The 17,124-nt window shown below is 70.0% G+C and carries 18 protein-coding genes; 11 read left to right on the top strand and 7 right to left on the bottom strand.

The genetic code is table 11. The annotated features are described in order from the left end of the window. The first annotated feature begins 295 nt into the window (after positions 1-295). The 9 genes from OG496_RS47435 to OG496_RS47475 all read left to right on the top strand — a co-directional run bounded on the left by OG496_RS47435 (position 296) and on the right by OG496_RS47475 (position 9,054). The gene (locus tag OG496_RS47435; protein WP_366491858.1) at positions 296-1,276 is read left to right on the top strand and encodes an amino acid ABC transporter permease; all 981 of its coding nucleotides are present in this window, start codon (positions 296-298) and stop codon (positions 1,274-1,276) included. Beyond that, a complete protein-coding gene (locus OG496_RS47440; RefSeq protein ID WP_199810880.1) occupies positions 1,273-2,070 on the top strand; it encodes an amino acid ABC transporter ATP-binding protein in 798 nt (265 codons plus the stop codon). The genes OG496_RS47435 and OG496_RS47440 overlap by 4 nt, the downstream gene beginning before the upstream one ends. 76 nt (positions 2,071-2,146) lie before the next feature. Next, positions 2,147-3,175, top strand: coding sequence for an ABC transporter substrate-binding protein (locus OG496_RS47445; RefSeq protein WP_405975309.1), 1,029 nt, complete (start codon positions 2,147-2,149; stop codon positions 3,173-3,175). A gap of 79 nt (positions 3,176-3,254) precedes the next feature. Next, the gene (locus tag OG496_RS47450) at positions 3,255-3,998 is read left to right on the top strand and encodes a GNAT family N-acetyltransferase (RefSeq protein ID WP_405975310.1); all 744 of its coding nucleotides are present in this window, start codon (positions 3,255-3,257) and stop codon (positions 3,996-3,998) included. A gap of 47 nt (positions 3,999-4,045) precedes the next feature. Then, a complete protein-coding gene (locus OG496_RS47455) occupies positions 4,046-4,135 on the top strand; it encodes a putative leader peptide (RefSeq protein WP_403586951.1) in 90 nt (29 codons plus the stop codon). A gap of 74 nt (positions 4,136-4,209) precedes the next feature. Then, positions 4,210-5,430, top strand: coding sequence for an LLM class flavin-dependent oxidoreductase (locus OG496_RS47460; protein ID WP_405975311.1), 1,221 nt, complete (start codon positions 4,210-4,212; stop codon positions 5,428-5,430). Positions 5,431-5,449: 19 nt separating this feature from the next. Beyond that, the gene (locus tag OG496_RS47465) at positions 5,450-6,823 is read left to right on the top strand and encodes an NtaA/DmoA family FMN-dependent monooxygenase (protein ID WP_405975312.1); all 1,374 of its coding nucleotides are present in this window, start codon (positions 5,450-5,452) and stop codon (positions 6,821-6,823) included. Next, complete coding sequence (locus OG496_RS47470; protein ID WP_405975313.1) at positions 6,820-7,899, top strand: LLM class flavin-dependent oxidoreductase; 1,080 nt, start codon at positions 6,820-6,822, stop codon at positions 7,897-7,899. Before OG496_RS47465 ends, OG496_RS47470 begins: the two co-directional genes overlap by 4 nt. A gap of 15 nt (positions 7,900-7,914) precedes the next feature. Next, positions 7,915-9,054, top strand: a complete 1,140-nt coding sequence (locus OG496_RS47475; protein ID WP_405975314.1) for an LLM class flavin-dependent oxidoreductase — start codon at positions 7,915-7,917, stop codon at positions 9,052-9,054. On the opposite strand, the gene OG496_RS47480 is transcribed toward OG496_RS47475, so the two are convergent. Next, positions 9,033-9,407: a hypothetical protein gene (locus OG496_RS47480; RefSeq protein ID WP_366491851.1), complete on the bottom strand. Its 375-nt coding sequence runs from the start codon at positions 9,405-9,407 to the stop codon at positions 9,033-9,035. The two genes, OG496_RS47475 and OG496_RS47480, sit on opposite strands and share 22 nt — an antisense overlap. A 49-nt stretch (positions 9,408-9,456) precedes the next feature. Here OG496_RS47480 and OG496_RS47485 point away from each other — a divergent pair, with 49 nt between their 5' ends. Further along, positions 9,457-9,906 (top strand): GNAT family N-acetyltransferase, encoded by a 450-nt coding sequence (locus OG496_RS47485; protein ID WP_405976844.1) that lies wholly within the window; start codon positions 9,457-9,459, stop codon positions 9,904-9,906. On the opposite strand, the gene OG496_RS47490 is transcribed toward OG496_RS47485, so the two are convergent. The 5 genes from OG496_RS47490 to OG496_RS47510 all read right to left on the bottom strand — a co-directional run bounded on the left by OG496_RS47490 (position 9,881) and on the right by OG496_RS47510 (position 14,578). After that, positions 9,881-10,966 (bottom strand): phosphotransferase enzyme family protein, encoded by a 1,086-nt coding sequence (locus tag OG496_RS47490; RefSeq protein WP_405975315.1) that lies wholly within the window; start codon positions 10,964-10,966, stop codon positions 9,881-9,883. The genes OG496_RS47485 and OG496_RS47490 overlap by 26 nt on opposite strands. After that, complete coding sequence (locus OG496_RS47495; protein WP_405975316.1) at positions 10,963-11,724, bottom strand: ABC transporter ATP-binding protein; 762 nt, start codon at positions 11,722-11,724, stop codon at positions 10,963-10,965. Before OG496_RS47495 ends, OG496_RS47490 begins: the two co-directional genes overlap by 4 nt. Further along, positions 11,721-12,494 carry an ABC transporter permease gene (locus tag OG496_RS47500; protein WP_327399625.1) on the bottom strand — a complete coding sequence of 258 codons (774 nt, stop codon included), beginning with the start codon at positions 12,492-12,494 and terminating at the stop codon, positions 11,721-11,723. Before OG496_RS47500 ends, OG496_RS47495 begins: the two co-directional genes overlap by 4 nt. Then, positions 12,491-13,528, bottom strand: coding sequence for an ABC transporter substrate-binding protein (locus OG496_RS47505; protein ID WP_405975317.1), 1,038 nt, complete (start codon positions 13,526-13,528; stop codon positions 12,491-12,493). The genes OG496_RS47500 and OG496_RS47505 overlap by 4 nt, the downstream gene beginning before the upstream one ends. A gap of 129 nt (positions 13,529-13,657) precedes the next feature. Next, positions 13,658-14,578, bottom strand: coding sequence for an ABC transporter substrate-binding protein (locus tag OG496_RS47510; protein ID WP_405975318.1), 921 nt, complete (start codon positions 14,576-14,578; stop codon positions 13,658-13,660). A 389-nt stretch (positions 14,579-14,967) separates the two neighbouring features. On the opposite strand from OG496_RS47510, the gene OG496_RS47515 reads away from it, so the two are divergent. Continuing rightward, positions 14,968-15,852, top strand: a complete 885-nt coding sequence (locus tag OG496_RS47515) for a sulfurtransferase (RefSeq protein ID WP_405975319.1) — start codon at positions 14,968-14,970, stop codon at positions 15,850-15,852. 163 nt (positions 15,853-16,015) lie between these two features. Here OG496_RS47515 and OG496_RS47520 read toward each other — a convergent pair whose 3' ends face one another. Continuing rightward, positions 16,016-17,113: a M12 family metallopeptidase gene (locus OG496_RS47520; protein ID WP_405975320.1), complete on the bottom strand. Its 1,098-nt coding sequence runs from the start codon at positions 17,111-17,113 to the stop codon at positions 16,016-16,018. Between the last annotated feature and the right edge of the window lie 11 nt (positions 17,114-17,124).

Here is a 17,124-nt window from a genome sequence, read left to right on the forward strand (position 1 = left end):
CAGCTCCCAGGACGGCCACATGCCGCCCGCAGGGCTGCGTACTGTCGTACGCCAACCTGTTCGTCGCCGACCGCGCTGTCGATCTGCTCCGGGTCAGCAGCGCACTGTGTACCGCCTCGGGCCGCGCCCGCTGTCGGGCCTGACGACCAGTCGGCCGACGCACCTCTGACGCACACCCGATCCCGTCGGTGTGCCTGCCCCCTCCCCGCCCCCGGTCCCGTGCACCCGCGCGTGCCGTCCGCCGTCGCGCGTCCACCGCCACGGACCGGGGTCTGTGAACCTGCCGGAGCCCACCATGAGTGAACCCCCAGGCACCACCGTGTCCCTGGCCGACGCCCCGTCCACTGATGCACCGTCAAAACCCCTGACAGCACAGCGAGTTCAGCCGCTGCGCCGGCCCGGCCGGTGGATCGTCACCCTGGTCGTGCTGGTGCTGGTCGCCCAGTTCATCCACGGACTGGTCACCAACTCCTTCTACCAGTGGGACCGCTTCGGCTACTGGTTCCTGCGTCCGACGATCCTCGACGGACTCGTCATCACCCTCGAAGTGGCCGCACTGAGCGCGGTGTTGGGCCTCCTCGGCGGCATCCTGCTCGCCCTGGCCCGGCTCTCCAAGAGCCCGGTACTGCGCGCGGCGAGTTGGACCTACGTATGGGCCTTGCGCTCGATCCCGCTCATCGTGGTGCTGATCTTCCTCTACAACTTCAGCGCCCTCTACCAGACGCTCAGCATCGGCGTCCCCTTCGGCCCCGCCTTCTTCTCCTTCGACGAGTCGAAGCTCGCCACCGACATGGCCGTCGCCGTCGTCGGCCTCAGCCTCAACGAGGCGGCCTACGCGGCGGAAGTGGTCCGCGGCGGCATCCTCTCCGTCGACCAGGGCCAGCACGAGGCGGCCTCCGCCCTCGGCCTGCCCAAGGGCTACCAGTTCCGCAGAATCGTCTTCCCGCAGGCCCTGCGCTCCATCACCCCGAACTACGTCAACCAGCTGATCGGCCTGATCAAGAGCACCTCACTGGTCTTCTACGTCTCGCTGCTCGACCTGTTCGGCTCCGCGCAGACGATGGGCTCCACCTACCCCGGTGACATCGTGCCGCTGCTCCTGGTCGTCACCGTCTGGTACCTGATCCTCACCAGCGTCGTGTCCGTCATCCAGTTCTACGTCGAGCGGCACTACGCCCGGGGCGCCACCCGCTCCCTGCCGCCGACCCCGATCCAGAAACTCCGCACCGGTGTCACCGACCTGCGGGCCCGCATCCGCAGGGAGGCCGCCGTATGACCACCAACACCGTCGAACCGCTGGCGGACATCACACCCGCCGCCGTAGAGGTGCACGACGTGCACAAGTGGTACGGCGCGCACCGGGTGTTGGACGGCGTCGACCTGACCGTGCGGCCCGGCGAGGTCACCGTGATCCTCGGCCCGTCCGGCTCCGGGAAGTCCACGCTGCTGCGGGTCATCAACCACCTGGAGAAGCCCGAGATCGGCTACGTCAGCGTCAACGGCGAGCTGATCGGGGTGCGGCAACAGGGCGGCAGGCTCAAGGAGTTGAGCGAGCGGGCCATCCTCGCGCAGCGCAGCCGGATCGGGTTCGTCTTCCAGAACTTCAACCTCTTCCCGCACCTGACCGTCCTCGACAACGTCGCCGCCGCACCCGTTGCCACCGGCAGGCTCGGCAAGCCCGAAGCCCTGGAACTGGCAAGGGAGTTGCTCGGCCGCGTCGGTCTCGCCGAGAAGACCGGCGCCTACCCGAGGCAGCTCTCCGGCGGCCAGCAGCAGCGTGTGGCCATCGCACGGGCCCTCGCCCTGCGTCCCGGCGTCATCCTCTTCGACGAGCCGACCTCCGCCCTCGACCCCGAACTCGTCGGTGAAGTCCTCGCCGTCATCAAGGACTTGGCGACCAGCGGCACCACCCTCGTCATCGTCACCCACGAGATCGGCTTCGCCCGCGAGGTCGCCGACCGGGTCGTCTTCATCGACGGCGGAAAGATCGTCGAACAGGGCCCGCCCCACGAGGTCCTCGACAAGCCACAGCACGAACGGACCCGGGACTTCCTCAGCAAGGTCCTCTGAACCACCCGCACTTAGCCCTTCAGCTGCCCCGCACTCCCACCTTCACCAGCCCCGAACACCGAGCCTAGGAACAGCCATGTCTACGTCTAGCCTTCGCGGCAGAATCACTCGCGGTCTCACCGCGGGAACCGTCCTCGCTTCCCTCGCCGGCGGGCTCGCGGCCTGCGGCGGCGACAGCGACGCGGCCACCACCTCCGGCAGCGCCGCCTCCGGCACGGTCACCGTGGGCGCTCTCTCCAACGGTGCCGCCAAGGAAACGACGCTCAAGGTCGCCGAAGTGAAGTCGATCAGCGCCGAGTTGCCCAAGTCCGTGGCAAAGAGCGGCACGTTGGAGATCGGCGTCGGCTTCCTGCCCGCAGGATCCCCGCCGCTCGGCTACGTCGGCTCCGACCAGAAGACCCTCACCGGCTCCGAGACCGACATCGCCCGCCTGGTCGCCGCCGTCCTCGGTCTCAAGCCAGAGCTGAAGAACTCCACTTGGGAGAACCTCTTCATCGGCCTGGACAGCGGCAAGGTCGACGTTGCCTTCTCCAACGTCACCGACACCGAGGAGCGCAAGGCGAAGTACGAGTTCGCCTCCTACCGGGAGGACAACCTCGGCTTCGCGGTGAAGGCGAGCAACTCCTGGAACTTCGGCGGCGATTACGAGAACCTCGCCGGCAAGACCGTCGCCGTGGGCGCGGGCACCAACCAGGAGCGGATCCTCCTGGAGTGGAAGAAGAAGCTGGCCGCCGAGGGCAAGAAGGCGCTCACCGTCAAGTACTTCCAGGACAACAACAGCACCTACCTCGCGCTGGCCTCCGGGAAGATCGACGCCTACCTCGCCCCGAACCCCTCGGTCGCCTACCAGGTCTCCTCGACCAAGGGCACGGCGAAGGCGGTCCGCAACGCCGGCACCTACTCCGGCGCCGGATCCTCCCTCCAGGGCCTGATCGCGGCCACCGCGAAGAAGGACAGCGGCCTCGCCAAGCCCCTCGCGGACGCCATCAACTACCTGATCAAGAACGGGCAGTACGCCAAGTGGCTGGCCGCCTGGAACCTCTCCAACGAGGCCGTCGCCAAGTCCGAGGTCAACCCGCCCGGACTGCCGCTCAGCGACTCCTGACCCACCCTCTCGGCCAGGGGACCCCGCCACGTGACGGCGGGGTCCCCACCCGCGCGACCAGTACTGGAGCCGTCACCCGATGTCTTCCACCGCCAGTATCGAAACCACCACCTCCACGTCCCACGTTCTGGACAACCCCGCCTGGGCCGCGCTCACCGGCCCGCACGCCCACTTCGCCGAGCGCGTCGGCCGCGCCGCCCGCTACCCCGTGGACGTGGCCGGCTTCAACGCCATCACCGACAACGACGACCCGCGCGCCTGGGCGGACCTGGCCACCCTCGTCGGCCCCGGCGGCACCGCCGCCGTGCGCGGGGTGAGCGAGACCCCGGCCGGCTGGGAGATCGTCCGCTCCGGACAGGGTGTCCAACTCGTGGACACCGGCCTGCGGGCCGAGCCCGACCCCGAAGCCGTACGCCTGGGCCCCGACGACGTTCCCGAGATCCTCGACCTGGTCGCCCGCACCGAACCCGGCCCTTACCTGCCCCGCACCGTCGAACTGGGCACCTACCTCGGCATCCGCCAGGAGGGCCGCCTGATCGCCCTGGCCGGCGAACGCCTCCACCCGCCCGGCTGGACCGAGATCAGCGCCGTGTGCACCGACCCCGACCACCGCGGCCGGGGCCTGGCCACCCGCCTGGTCCGCGCGGTCGCCGCCGGCATCAAGGAACGCGGCGAGCACCCCTTCCTGCACGCCGCGGCCACCAACACCGGCGCGATCCGGCTGTACGAGTCGATCGGCTTCACGCTGCGCGCCCGTACGGTCTTCTCGCTCGTCCGGCGCACCGGCCCGATTGCCGCCGCCGATCCGGAAGAAACGGCATAGCCGTGCCGTTGCCCCTTATGAAGCCGGATTCCATGGAGGTGGAGCACATGTGTGGCGCATCCATCGTCCATGTGCGTCTCACCACGCGGCCCCACATCGACCTGCTGCGCACGGCCGGCGCGCTCTGTTGCTCCTGACCCGTTGCCCCAGCCGCTGCACCCGCATCTGACCGGGTCGGCGATCTCGTACGGATCTCCAGGAAGGCACCACCGTGTCCCCAACCAGCTCCACCCCCCTCCATCTCGCCGTCGCCCTCGACGGCACCGGCTGGCACCCGGCCTCCTGGCGTGAGCCGGTGGCCCGGCCCCGGGACCTGTTCACCGCCGCGTACTGGGCCGACCTGGTCGCCGAGGCGGAGCGCGGCCTGCTCGACTTCGTGACCTTCGAGGACGGCCTCGGCCTCCAGTCCTCGCACTACGGCGAACTGGACGGCCGTACCGACCAGGTCCGCGGCCGCCTCGACGCCGTGCTCGTCGCGGCCCGCATCGCACCGCTCACCAGCCACATAGGTCTGGTCCCGACGGTGGTGTCCACGCACACGGAGCCGTTCCACATATCCAAGGCGATCGCCACCCTCGACTACGTCAGCGCCGGCCGCGCGGGCCTTCGCGTGCAGCTCTCCGCCCGCCCGCACGAGGCGGACCACTTCGGACGGCGCACCTTCGAGCCGATCAGCCTGGAGAGCCTGCGCACCGAGGCCGGACAGGAGCGCCTCGCCGAGCACTTCGACGAGGCCGCCGACTACATCGAGGTCGTGCGCCGCCTCTGGGACAGCTGGGAGGACGACGCCGAGATCCGGGACATCGCCACCGGCCGCTTCGTCGACCGCGACAAGCTGCACTACGTCGACTTCGAGGGCCGGCACTTCAGCGTCAAGGGCCCCTCCATCACCCCCCGGCCGCCGCAGGGCCAGCCGATCGTCAGCTCCCTGGCCCACCAGACCATCCCGTACCGGCTGGTCGCCCGCGCCACCGACGTCGGCTACATCACGCCGCACGACACCGACGACGCCCGCGCGATCGTCGCGGAGATCCGCGCCGAGCAGCAGACCGCGGGCCGCGCCGACGAACTCCTGCACATCTTCGGCGACTTGGTGGTCTTCCTCGACGACGACGAGGCCACGGCGGTGGCCCGCCGCGAACGACTCGACGCCCTCGCGGGGGAGCCGTATACCAGTGACGCCCGCATCTTCACCGGTACGCCCGCCCAACTCGCCGATCTCCTCAAGGAGTTGCAGGCGACAGGCCTGACCGGCTTCCGGCTGCGGCCCGCCGTCGCGGGGCACGACCTCCCGGCGATCACCCAGGGCCTGGTCCCCGAACTCCAGCGCCGGGGCGCCTTCCGCCAGGCCTACGAGGCCGACACCCTGCGCGGACTGCTGGGGCTCGCCCGCCCCGCCAACCGCTACGCCGCTGCCGCAGCCACCGCCTGAGCCGGAGGGACCGTACGACATGAGCAAGCCCCTGAAGCAGATCCACCTGGCCGCCCACTTCCCCGGCGTCAACAACACCACCGTGTGGAGCGACCCCGCGGCCGGCAGCCACATCGAGTTCAGCTCCTTCGCGCACTTCGCCCGCACCGCCGAGCGCGCCAAGTTCGACTTCCTCTTCCTCGCCGAGGGCCTGCGCCTGCGCGAACAGGGCGGCAAAATCTACGACTTGGACGTCGTCGGCCGCCCCGACACCTTCACGATCCTCGCCGCGCTCGCCGCCGTCACCGAACACCTCGGCCTGACCGGCACCATCAACTCCACCTTCAACGAGCCCTACGAGGTGGCCCGCCAGTTCGCCAGCCTGGACCACCTCTCCGACGGCCGCGCGGCCTGGAACGTCGTCACTTCCTGGGACGCGTTCACCGGCGAGAACTTCCGCCGCGGCGGCTTCCTGCCGCAGGACGAGCGCTACTCCCGGGCCAAGGAGTTCCTCGCCACCACCAACGAACTCTTCGACTCCTGGCGAGGGGACGAGGTCGTCGCCGACCAGGCGACCGGCACCTTCCTGAGCGACGCCAAGGCCGGAGCCTTCGTCCACCAGGGCCAACACTTCGACATCCAGGGCCAGTTCAACGTCCCGCGCTCCCCGCAGGGCCGCCCGGTGATCTTCCAGGCGGGCGACTCCGACGAGGGCCGGGAGTTCGCGGCGTCCAGTGCGGACGCCATCTTCAGCCGGTACAGCACCCTCGACGAGGGCCGGGCCTTCTACACCGACGTCAAGTCCCGCCTCGCCAAGTACGGCCGCAGGTCCGACCAGTTGCTGATTCTCCCGGCCGCGACCTTCGTGCTCGGCGACACCGACGCCGAAGCCGAGGACCTGGCCAAGGAAGTACGCCGCCAGCAGGTCAGCGGTGCCACGGCCATCAAGCACCTGGAGTTCGTCTGGAACCGGGACCTCTCGTCCTACGACCCCGAGGGCCCGCTGCCCGACATCGACCCGGACGTCAGCGACAACCACATCTCCAAGGGCCGGGCCCAAGTCCGCATGTACCGCGACCCGTTGGCCACAGCCCGTGAATGGCGCGAGCGGGCGGAGGCGAACAACTGGTCCATCCGTGACCTGGTCATCGAGACCGGCAACCGGCAGGCCTTCATCGGCTCCCCGTCCACGGTCGCGAAGACCATCAACGACTTCGTGCAGGCCGACGCCAGCGACGGCTTCATCCTCGTCCCGCACATCACCCCGACCGGCCTCGACCCGTTCGCGGACAAGGTCGTCCCGCTCCTCCAGGAACAGGGCGTCTTCCGCACCGAGTACGAGGGCCCGACCCTGCGCGACCACCTCGGCCTCACCCACCCGGACGACGTGCGCGAGGAACGGGCGGCATCGTGAAGTTCCTCGCGATCACCCTCATCGTCCACCGCCCGGACCCGACGACCGGCGTACAGAAGTCGACGCACGAACGCTTCCGCGAAGTCCTCGACAACGCCCTGCTGGCCGAGGAGTTGGGCTTCGACGGCTTCGGCGTGGGGGAGCGGCACGAGCGACCCTTCATCTCCTCCTCGCCGACGGTGGTCCTCAGCCACATCGCCGCGCTGACCCGCCGCATCCGCCTCTTCACGGCGGTCACCACGCTGAGCCTCCTCGACCCGGTCAGGGCCTACGAGGACTACGCCACGCTCGACCATCTCTCCGGCGGACGCCTCGACTTGATCATCGGGAAGGGCAACGGCACCGCCCAGCGCGAGCTGTTCCACGTGACGCCCGAGGACCAGTGGGAGCGCAACGCCGAGAGCTACGAGGTGTTCCGGCAACTGTGGCGACAGGGCAAGGTGACGGCGAGGACCAGGTTCCGTCCGGAGTTGAAGGACGCGGAGGTGTGGCCGCGGCCGTACCAGCACCCCATCCGGGTCTGGCACGGCAGCGCCACCAGCAAGGAGAGCGTCGACCTCGCCGCCCGCTACGGCGACCCGCTGTTCTCCGCGAACGTCACCAACCCCATAGAGCCCTATGCCGAGTTGATCCGCTACTACCGTGAGCGCTGGGAGCACTACGGCCACGACCCGGCGGACATCGCGGTGGGCGCGGGCACGGCAGGCCTCTACGTCGCTCCGACGACCCAGGAGGCGCTGGCCGTCTACCGGCCGATCTTCGAGAGCAACCTCGCCTTCCAGAAGCAGGTGGGCCTGCCGATCGTCTTCGAGACCCTGGAGGACTACGTCGAGCGCAGCTCCGCGCTGATCGGCAGTCCGCAGCAGGTCATCGACAAGGTGCACCGCTACCACGAGCAGTTCGGCCACACCGTGCTCCATCTCCACGCCGATGCCAGTGGCTTGACGGACCGTCAACACAAGGAATCGCTCGAACTGTTCCAGTCGGCCGTGACTCCCGTGCTGCGCAAGGACATTCCGGACCCGCCGTTCGACTGGGGGCCGGTCCTGCCCGAGCCCGCCCCCGCCGACCACTGAGGATGGAGTGAGCACATGTCCCCCGGCATCCCCCTCGGCGTCCTCGACCTGGTCCCGATCTCCTCCGGCTCCACCGCGCCCGAGGCCCTGCGCAACTCCATCGAACTCGCGCGCAGAGCCGAGGAGTTCGGGTACGCCCGCTACTGGTTCGCCGAGCACCACCTCAACCCGGGCGTCGCGGGCACGTCCCCCGCGGTCGTCCTGGCGCTGACGGCTTCCGCGACCTCCACGATCCGGCTCGGCTCCGGCGCCGTACAACTCGGCCACCGCACCGCGCTGTCCACGGTCGAGGAGTTCGGCCTGATCGACGCGTTGCACCCCGGCCGCTTCGACCTGGGCCTGGGCCGCTCCGGCGGCCGCCCGACGCCCCCGCTCCCGGCGGCGACCCCGATCGTCGACGGCCGAGCGCCCAACGGCCTGCGCATCCCGCCCCGTTTCTCCTTCGAGCGCCTCCTCGGCTCACCCAGAATCGCCCTCCAGCGCAGACTGCTCCTGCTGCCCGACGCCAAGTCCCAGGACTACGGCGACCAGATCGACGACGTCCTCGCCCTGCTGGCCGGCACCTACCGTTCCCCGGAGGGCATCGAGGCGCACGTCGTGCCGGGCGAGGGCGCCGATGTCGAGGTGTGGATCCTGGGCAGCAGCGGCGGTACGAGCGCCGAGGTCGCGGGCCGCAACGGCCTGCGCTTCGCGGCGAATTACCACGTCAGCCCCGCCACCGTCCTTGAGGCGGCGGACAGTTACCGCGCCGCGTTTCAGCCCTCCGACGTCCTCGACAAGCCGTACGTCACCGTCTCAGCCGATGTCGTCGTCGCCGAGGACGACGCCATGGCACGCGAACTCGCCACCGGCTATGGCCTGTGGGTGCGCTCCATCCGTACGGCGGAGGGCGCCATCCAGTTCCCGACGCCGGACGAGGCACGCGCCCACCTCTGGACCGACGAGGACCGCGAGCTGGTCCAGGACCGCGTCGACACCCAGTTCGTCGGCTCGCCCGGCCGGGTCGCCGACCAACTGGAACAACTCCAAGAGGCCGCGGGCGCCGACGAGTTGCTCATCACGACTATCACCCACGATCACGCGGACCGGGTGCGCTCGTACGAGCTGCTCGCGCAGGAATGGCGGCGACGGGGTCACTCCTCCCAGTCGAGCTGATGCTCCGGGGTCCCCACCGACCGCCCGTACGCGACCGCTTCGGCGCGGCCGGCCTCGTCGCCGCGCCGATAGCGGAACACTTTCCCGGCGAAGACGACCACCCGCTCATCCCCAACGGCGAAGTCGGCGTACCAGCCGTTGGACGGTTCCAAAGCGGCGGCGAGCCCCTCCGCGATCGGACCCGACGCGCTGTCGTCGTCTGTCTCCCACTCGATGAACGTCCAGGCATCGGGCTGCCCGGCCGTCGCGCTCGCCGAGTTGTCGACCCGCTCGACCTTCCGGATGCGCAGTCCGTGCGGCGCGAACACAGCACCGGGGCGCAGGCTTTCACCGAGAACGTAACCCGTGATCATGACCCGTCTCCTTCTCGACTCCGTACGGCTCTCTGCCATGATCGATGCCATGGACGTCCGTATCGAACCCGCCGATGTCACCGACCTCCACCAGGTGTTGGAGGACCACGTACGCTACTGGGGAGAGCGTGACCTTCGTGCTCTCCATCTCACCGCGCTGGTGCAGGAGTTCGGGTCCACCTGTCTGGTCGCCCGCGCCGACGACGGCATCCGCGGGTATCTCTTCGGGTTCGTCACGCCTGACCGCCTCGGGTACGTGCACCTGGTGGCCACCCGGGACGACGCACGCGGCACCGGCCTCGGCCGCAGCCTGTACTCGGCCTTCATCGAGGCGGCCTGGCGGCAGGGCGCGGTCCGTCTCAAGGCCATCACCTCGGTCACCAACGAGGGTTCGATCGCCTTCCACCGCACCCTCGGCTTCGACGCGCGCACCGTGGAGGACTACGACGGCCCGGGCAGACCACGTGTTGTCTTCACCCGTGAGCTGCTGCCCCGCTAGCGCCGCACAGGTCCAGCAGGCGTCGCCCGCTCTCCCCGGCGAACCACTCCGCGTGGCCCACGTAGTACTCGTACGCCAGCCGGGTGTTCTCGGCCGACCGCGTCACGCCGTGGAAGTAGCCCAGCTCGGAGAGCGCGAACTCGGCGTGTACCAGAGGGAGTAGCGCTGGGAGCGCCTTCGACTCGGTGGGGCTGAGTGGTCGTACGGACCGGTAGCCGTCGAGGAGCGCGAGCGCGTCCGCCTCGCGGACCGGGAAGCCGGGCTGGAGCCACTGGACGGTGTTGCGTTCGATGGCGGTTGCCAGGTCGTGCACGGCTGTCGTGCGGTCGCTCATGCCGAAGTCGAGGGCCGTCGCGACCGAACCGTCCTCGTTCCAGAGGAGGTTGGAGGCGTGCCAGTCGTTGTGGGTCCAGAGAGGGGTGAGGCCCGGGAGGTGCGGCGCCAGTTCCTCGTACAGCGGGAGCAGGGCGCGGCGCGTGTCCTCCCGCCAGGGGAAGTCCGCCAGCCCCTTTGCGAGTTGAGGGCGCTCCTCTACGTACCGCTCCAGCTCCGCTTGCGGGTCGTCCGAGGCGAACACCGTGAACGACGCGACCAGCGGCTGCACTTGGCGGCGCGGTGCGTCGAAGCCCTCCGCCGCCAGGTGCAGGCGGGCCAGCGCCTCGCCGGCCGCCCTCGCGTGGGCGGGGGAGCGGAAGGGGGACCAGGACAGGGCGTCGCGGTAGAGGTCGGTGCCGACTCCGGCCGAGTGCACCTCGTACGTCCACTCGCCGCGCGTCGCCGCGTCCAGCACCTCGACGACCGGGGCGCCGCGCAGTCGCAGGTGTCGTAGGAAGGCGTGTTCCTCGGCCAGGCCCTCTGGCGTGCGGACGGAGGCGTGGTGGCGTTTCACGAAGAGGCGGCGGTTGGACCGTTCCACGACGGCCGCCGCGGACAAGGGGCGCGGGCTGCGCCAGATCACCCGGGCCGGGCCCACGATGTCCGTGACCTCGGTGTCCGTCAGGGGTGGCCAGTCGGGTTCGACCGGGTCGGTGCCCAGGCCGTGGGCGAGGTGTGAACTCACGCTGTCCGCACCGCCGTTGTACCGCGCAGGGCGTCCAGGACGCGGCGCTCGGTCGTCGCGAAGTCCGGGTTCGTGAAGTCGTCGGCGCCGCGTGGGCGGGCCAGCGGCACCTCGACGCGGTCGACGATCGTGGCCGGGCGCGGGGACAGGACGTGGACCGTGTCCGCGAGCAGGACCGCCTCGCGGATGTCGTGGGTGACCAGGACCACGGTCCAGCGGTGGCGTTGCCACATGCCGGCCAGCCACAGCTGCATCTCGGTGCGGGTGAGGGAGTCGAGCGCGCCGAACGGTTCGTCGAGCAGCAGCACCGGTCGCTCCAGAACTACCGTGCGCAGCAAGGCTGCTCGTTGCCGCATACCGCCGCTGAGTTGGGACGGGTACGCCTTCTGGAAGCCGTCCAGGCCGAAGTCCACGAACAGCGCGTCGGCCCGTCGCCGTGCCTCCTTCTTCCCAACTCCCTGTGCCTCAAGGCCCAGTGCTGTGTTGTCGAGGACGGTCCGCCACGGGAAGAGGAGGTCTTTCTGTGGCATGTAGGCCACCTTGCCCGACTCCACCCCGGCCGGTTCGCCCTCCACCAACACCTGGCCGGTCGTGGGCCGGTCCAGCCCGGAGACCAGGTTGAACAGGGTGCTCTTGCCGCTGCCGCTCGGGCCGATGACCGCCGCGAACTCGCCCGGCTCCACGGCGAGTTGGAGGCCCCGCAGCACCTCCAACTGCCCGAAGGACTTGCCGACGCCCTCGATACGCAGACTGCTCATGACGACGTGTCCTCCTTCAACGCCCGCTCCCACGGGAGTACCAGCCGTTGCAGCAGATAGGTCGCCCCGAACAGGGCGATGCTCAGCGCCGCCGTCACCGCGACCGCCGCGAACACCAAGTCGGTGCGGAACGCGCTCTTCTGGGCCTGCATATAGATGCCGAGGCCCGCCTCCGCGCCCGCGTACTCGGCGAAGACGGCGCCGACGACGGCGTAGGTGATGCTCACGCGCAGCCCGGCGAAGAAGTACGGCATCGCGCTCGGCACCCGGACCAGCCGGAACGTCCGCCAGCGGCCCGCGCCCAGGGAACGCAGCAGCCGCATCGCCTCGCGGTCGGTCGCCGCGAAGCCGGCGGCGAGGTTGGCGGCGAGCGGGAAGAACGTCGTCAGGGTCACCACCAGCATCTTCGGCAGCAGCCCGAAGCCGAACCAGATGATCAACAGCGGTGCCACGGCCACGATCGGGATGGTTTGCGAGGCGACGAGCAGCGGGTACAGGCCGCGGCGGGCCGCCGAGGAGAAGTCGAGGAGGACGGCGACCAGCCAGGCCGCCGCGAACGACAGCGCGAAGCCGAGCAGGGTCTCCTGGAGGGTGGGGAGCGTCTGGTCCCACAGGTCCTGGCGGTTCAGCCAGCCCTGCTCCACGACCCGGGCGGGGGAGGGGAGCGTCGTGGGATCGACGCCGGCAGCGGTGACGTACAGCTGCCAGCCGCCGAGGACCACGGTCAGGACGAGGAGCGGCGGCCACAACGACCGCAGGAGCGGCCTCACTTGGCGTCCGGGAGATAGGCGTTGGTGAAGAAGGTCGACGCCTTCGGGGCGGACGTCAGCTTCTTGCCGTTGGCGTCGACGAGCAGGCCCGCCTTGTACTCGAAGTCCGCGAAGGCCTGCCAGCGTGCGGCGCTCTGCGTGCCGATCGAACCGTCCGTGCCCTTGTAGTACTCCTTGGCCAGCAGCGCCTCGCTCTCCTTCACCAGCTCGGTGTTGGTGAGGACGCTCTTGTTGGCGGAGATGAGCAAGTCGGCCGCCTGGGCGGGGTGTTCGGCGGCGTAGCGGTAGCCCTTGTCGACCGCGGCCAGGAACTTCTTCGCGACCTCCGGGTTCTTCTTCAGGAACTGGTCCGAGGACGCGACGAGTGTCGAGTAGATCGCCGGGAAGCCGTAGTCGGAGAGCTGGAAGTTCTTCAGCGGCTTGCCGCTCAGCTTCGCCTCCAGCCCTTCCCAGGTCGGCATCGGCATCGCGAAGTCCGCCTGGCCCGCGTAAAGAGCCGCGTACGCCGAGGTGTTGAGGGTGACCTGCTTGAAGTCGCCCTTGCCGCCCGCGTTCTGGATCACTTTCTGAAGCAGCGGCTTCTCGTACGGGGCGCCGAAACCGGCGTACGTCTTGCCGTCCAGGTCCTTCGGCGTGGTGATGTCGTCCCGGTCGGCGCGCACCGCGATCGTCACGTCCGTCTTCTGCGTCACCGCGTAGACGGAGGTGATGTCCTGGCCCGCCGCACGCGCGGTGGTGATGCCCTCCTGGTACGAAATCCCGAAGTCCGCCTTGTGGTTGGCGATCAGCGTCTCGGGCGCGGTCGAACCGTACGGCACGATCTTGACGTTGATCCCGGCGGCCTTGAACCAGCCCTTGGCCTGGGCGACGTAGATGCCGGTGTGGTTGGTGTTGGGCGTCCAGTCCAGGGCCAGGGTGACGGTCGTGGTGCCGTCCTTCGTGGCGGCCGTGGAGTCGGCGGAGCAGCCGGTGACGGTCACGGTGGCGAGAGCGGCGGCCGTGGCTATGGCGGAGAGGGCGGTACGGCGTTGCATGTCGGGTCCTTCGAGGGGTGGGAGGGCTGGCGGGTCGGTCCGGTCAGGGCCGACACAGCGCGCTGCCCACCCGCATGAAGTCGACGGCGAGGCGCCGGGTCAGCGTCCGCGCCTGGCAGGCCAGGGCTCTCATGTGGCCACGTCCAGCAGGCCGTTGGTGAAGGACCTCGCCCAGTCGCGGTCGTCCGGGATGGCGCCGTTCTCGGCGAGCCAGTGGGCGTACGGGCCCATCCGGCCCTCGTCGATCACACCCCAACGGCCGTCCGTGTCCGTCCAGGTGGGCGCGATCAGGGCCAGGGAACGGGCGATCAGCGGGCGCGGGAAGTACGGGATGACCTGCTCCAGCAACTCCAGGGTGGCGTCCGGCTCTTGGGCGGCGGCCGCGTAGCCGCGTGCCGTCACGGCGAGGAAGTCCCGTACCAGAGAAGGGTGTTGGGTGAGCAGTTCCTCGTTCGTGCCGAGCAGGTAGCTGTGGTAGCGCGGGGCGCCGATCTCGTCGACCGGCCAGGTCAGCCGCTGCTCCTCGGGCAGGTCGCCGCGCAGCGCGTCCCAGGACCAGTAGTTGCCGAAGGTGGCGTCCGCCTCGCCCGCCACGATGTCGTCGACGGTCAGCTCGCGGCTGCCCGCGTCCACGCCGATCACGGCGTCCGGGTCGCCGCCGTCGGCCGCCACCAGGTGGCGCACCATGGCCCGGCCGCGCGGGGTCGGGTTGTAGGCGATACGGCGGCCGGCCAGCTCGCGGGGGCGGGTGATCCCGGTCGACGTGGTGGTCTGGATCGCCTCCAGGCCCCGGTGGTTGATCGCGGCCACGGCGATCAGTGGCTGGCCGTGCTCCGCGCGCCGGGCCAGCAGGCGGTTCGGCGGGAATATGCCGAAGTCCACCTCGCCCCGGGCCAGGTACTCCAGCGTGTCCCCGCGCCCCGGATCCTGGACCACCAGCTCGACATCCAGACCGGCCTCGGCGTACCAGCGGCGGGCGCGGGCGACGTACAGACCGGCTGAATTAGGCCAGGGGTGGAAATAGTCGAGCATGACCCGTATGTGCGGCATGGGGGTACTCCGGGAGGTGCGCAGGCGTGACGGCGCCTGAAGGGAGGGGAAGGAGGAGGGTGCGCGGAGGCGGTGGATCAGTGCGTGCGACAACAACAGGAGCGGCGCGCACGGGTGTTGACCACCGGATGCCGAGGCTCGACTGCTGCAGACACGTGAACTCCTACGCGGGCGCTGAGGCGCGAGTGGTGCGGTCGGCGTCCCCATGGGGGCCGGACTCTCGACGAGCCGGTCCCAGACGCCCTCTCAGCCCAACCGGGTAGGGGCTCCCGCGTAGATGGCCGAACGATAACCGCACTACCCGGATTCTGTGCAAGCGTGGTCCGGAATATGGGACGAGTGTGCCCGAGGAGTGAGACGCCCAGCTTGCGGGCGTACGATCGGCCGCCATGACCACCTCCCTGCTGCCCGGCCCGCTGGTCGACGACACCTGGCTCGCCGCGCATCTCGACGACCCCCGGCTGGTCGTCCTCGACGCCACCGCGCTGCTGCCCTCACCCCGCGAGGACGGCGACTACCGCTCCGCGAGCGGGCGCGGGACATGGGCCGAACGGCACCTGCGCGGGTCGCGACACGCCGACCTGACCGGCGATTTCTCCGACCACGACGCGCCGTACCACTTCGCCGTGCCGTCCCCCGAGGCCCTCGCCGCCGCACTGGCCCGGCTGGGCGTGGGGGAGGGCAGCGAGGTCGTCTCGTACGACAGCGGCGGCTGCATCTGGGCCGCGCGGCTGTGGTGGATGCTCCGGGCGATCGGCGTACCGGCGGCGGTACTGGACGGCGGTCTCGAAGTGTGGGAAACAGCCGGCCGTCCGCTGGCCTCCGGGGACGACACCGACCCGGTTCCGGCCGTCCGGCCCGTGACACCCGTCGTACGTCCGGATCTGTGGGCCGGTATCGAGGACGTGGCCGCCATCAGCCGCGGTGAGCGCCCCGGCACCCTCGTCTGCGCCCTGCCCACCGGCGGCTACGACGGCTCGGCCCCGACGCGCTACAGCCGCCGCGGCCACATCCCCGCCAGCCGCAGCCTCCCGGGCCGGGGTCTCCTCGATGCGTCCGGACACGTGCTGCCCGCCGACGAGCTCGCGGCGCGGATCGGCGCGGTCCTCGGCACCGACGACTCACCGGTCGTCCTGTACTGCGGTGGCGGCATCTCGGCGGCGGGCGCCGCCCTCGCGCTCACGCTGCTCGGGCGTAAGGACGTGTCGGTGTACGACGGTTCGCTGGAGGAGTGGTCCAAGGACCCTGCGCGCCCACTGGAGTTGGGGTCCTAGAGCGCAAATGCCCCGCCGGGTCACGGGTGTTGGGCGGCTCGACCCTGAACATGGCGGCGTGGCCGAGAAAACGTCTCCCTCCCCCGAAGGAGACGTTTTCTCGGCCGCTTCCCCCGGCGCCGGACAGTGGTCCGTCCGTCCGCGTGCGGCTGTACCCATGCTGTTACCAGCACATCAGCGCGGTGTCCCCCGACCCCCACGTGGAGTACAGGCGCACACGGACGAAGTAGCGGCGGCCCTTGACGAGCCGAACCTTGAATGTGGCGTTGTGCGGCGTGCCCCCGTCGTCCTGCCCGGTGAGGAAGCGCGGTTCGCCGTCCCGTTCCTCGAAGACCACGACGACCGTGTCGCTGTCCCCGAAGGCACCGACGGCGTACTCGCGTGTCTGTGTCGGCTCGACCGCGAAGTCGGCCTGCTCGCCCGGTCCCAGACGCAACGGCGCCGACCGGAACGGCACCAGCTCGGTCGGCCGGGGAGGGCCGGCGGGCGGGTACCAGCGCAGGACGAACTCCTTGTCGGAGGGGGAGAGGCTGCCGTGCGGGTGCAGACCCGTGCGGTACTCCTCCGGCTCCAGGATCAGTCCCGACGCGAACGGGAACTCCATGACCGACTGCGGGTCCCAGACGGAGCCGTTGACCTCGTCCGGGTCGAGCTTGCGCAGGATGTTGAAGCGGGTCCTGTCCCGGCTCCAGAAGTTCGGCGCGCCCGCCAACTCGGCGTAGACGGCCTCGTCGTCCCAGTGGATACCGGCGAACGGGCTCTGGTGCTCGTGCAGCAGCCCCAGGGCGTGCCCGATCTCGTGCAGGGCCGTACCGCGCCGTCCCGGTGCGGTCAGGTCCCAGCCGAAGTTCATGGTGCGGTCGGACACTCCGACCGTGAGCGCGTCGCGGCCGATCGTCGACCAGGAGCCGTCACCGGGCTGGAACCCGATGCGCAGCTCCGCCTCCGAACGGTCCCCCACCTCGGCGAAGTCGACACCGATACCGAGGCCCTGCCACTCACGGAAGCACTCGCGTACGACGTCCTGCTGCTCCTTGGCGCCGCCCCACGGCACCCGCCGCATCTCGCCCGTCCCGGGAACCGGGATGACGGAGGTGTCGGTGGCGGCCGCGTTGTCGGCGTCGAAGAAGTAGTAGTGCAGGACAGTCCCGTTGACCCACATGCGGCTTCCGCCGATGAGCGCACCGCGTCGCTCGGCGGTCAGTCCCGGTGCGAACTCCGGGGCCGACTGCTGCGCGAGGGAGCAGTAGCGGGTGGTCATGCGACCAGATT

The organism is Streptomyces sp. NBC_00988 (assembly GCF_045162645.1).
Classification (GTDB): domain Bacteria; phylum Actinomycetota; class Actinomycetes; order Streptomycetales; family Streptomycetaceae; genus Streptomyces.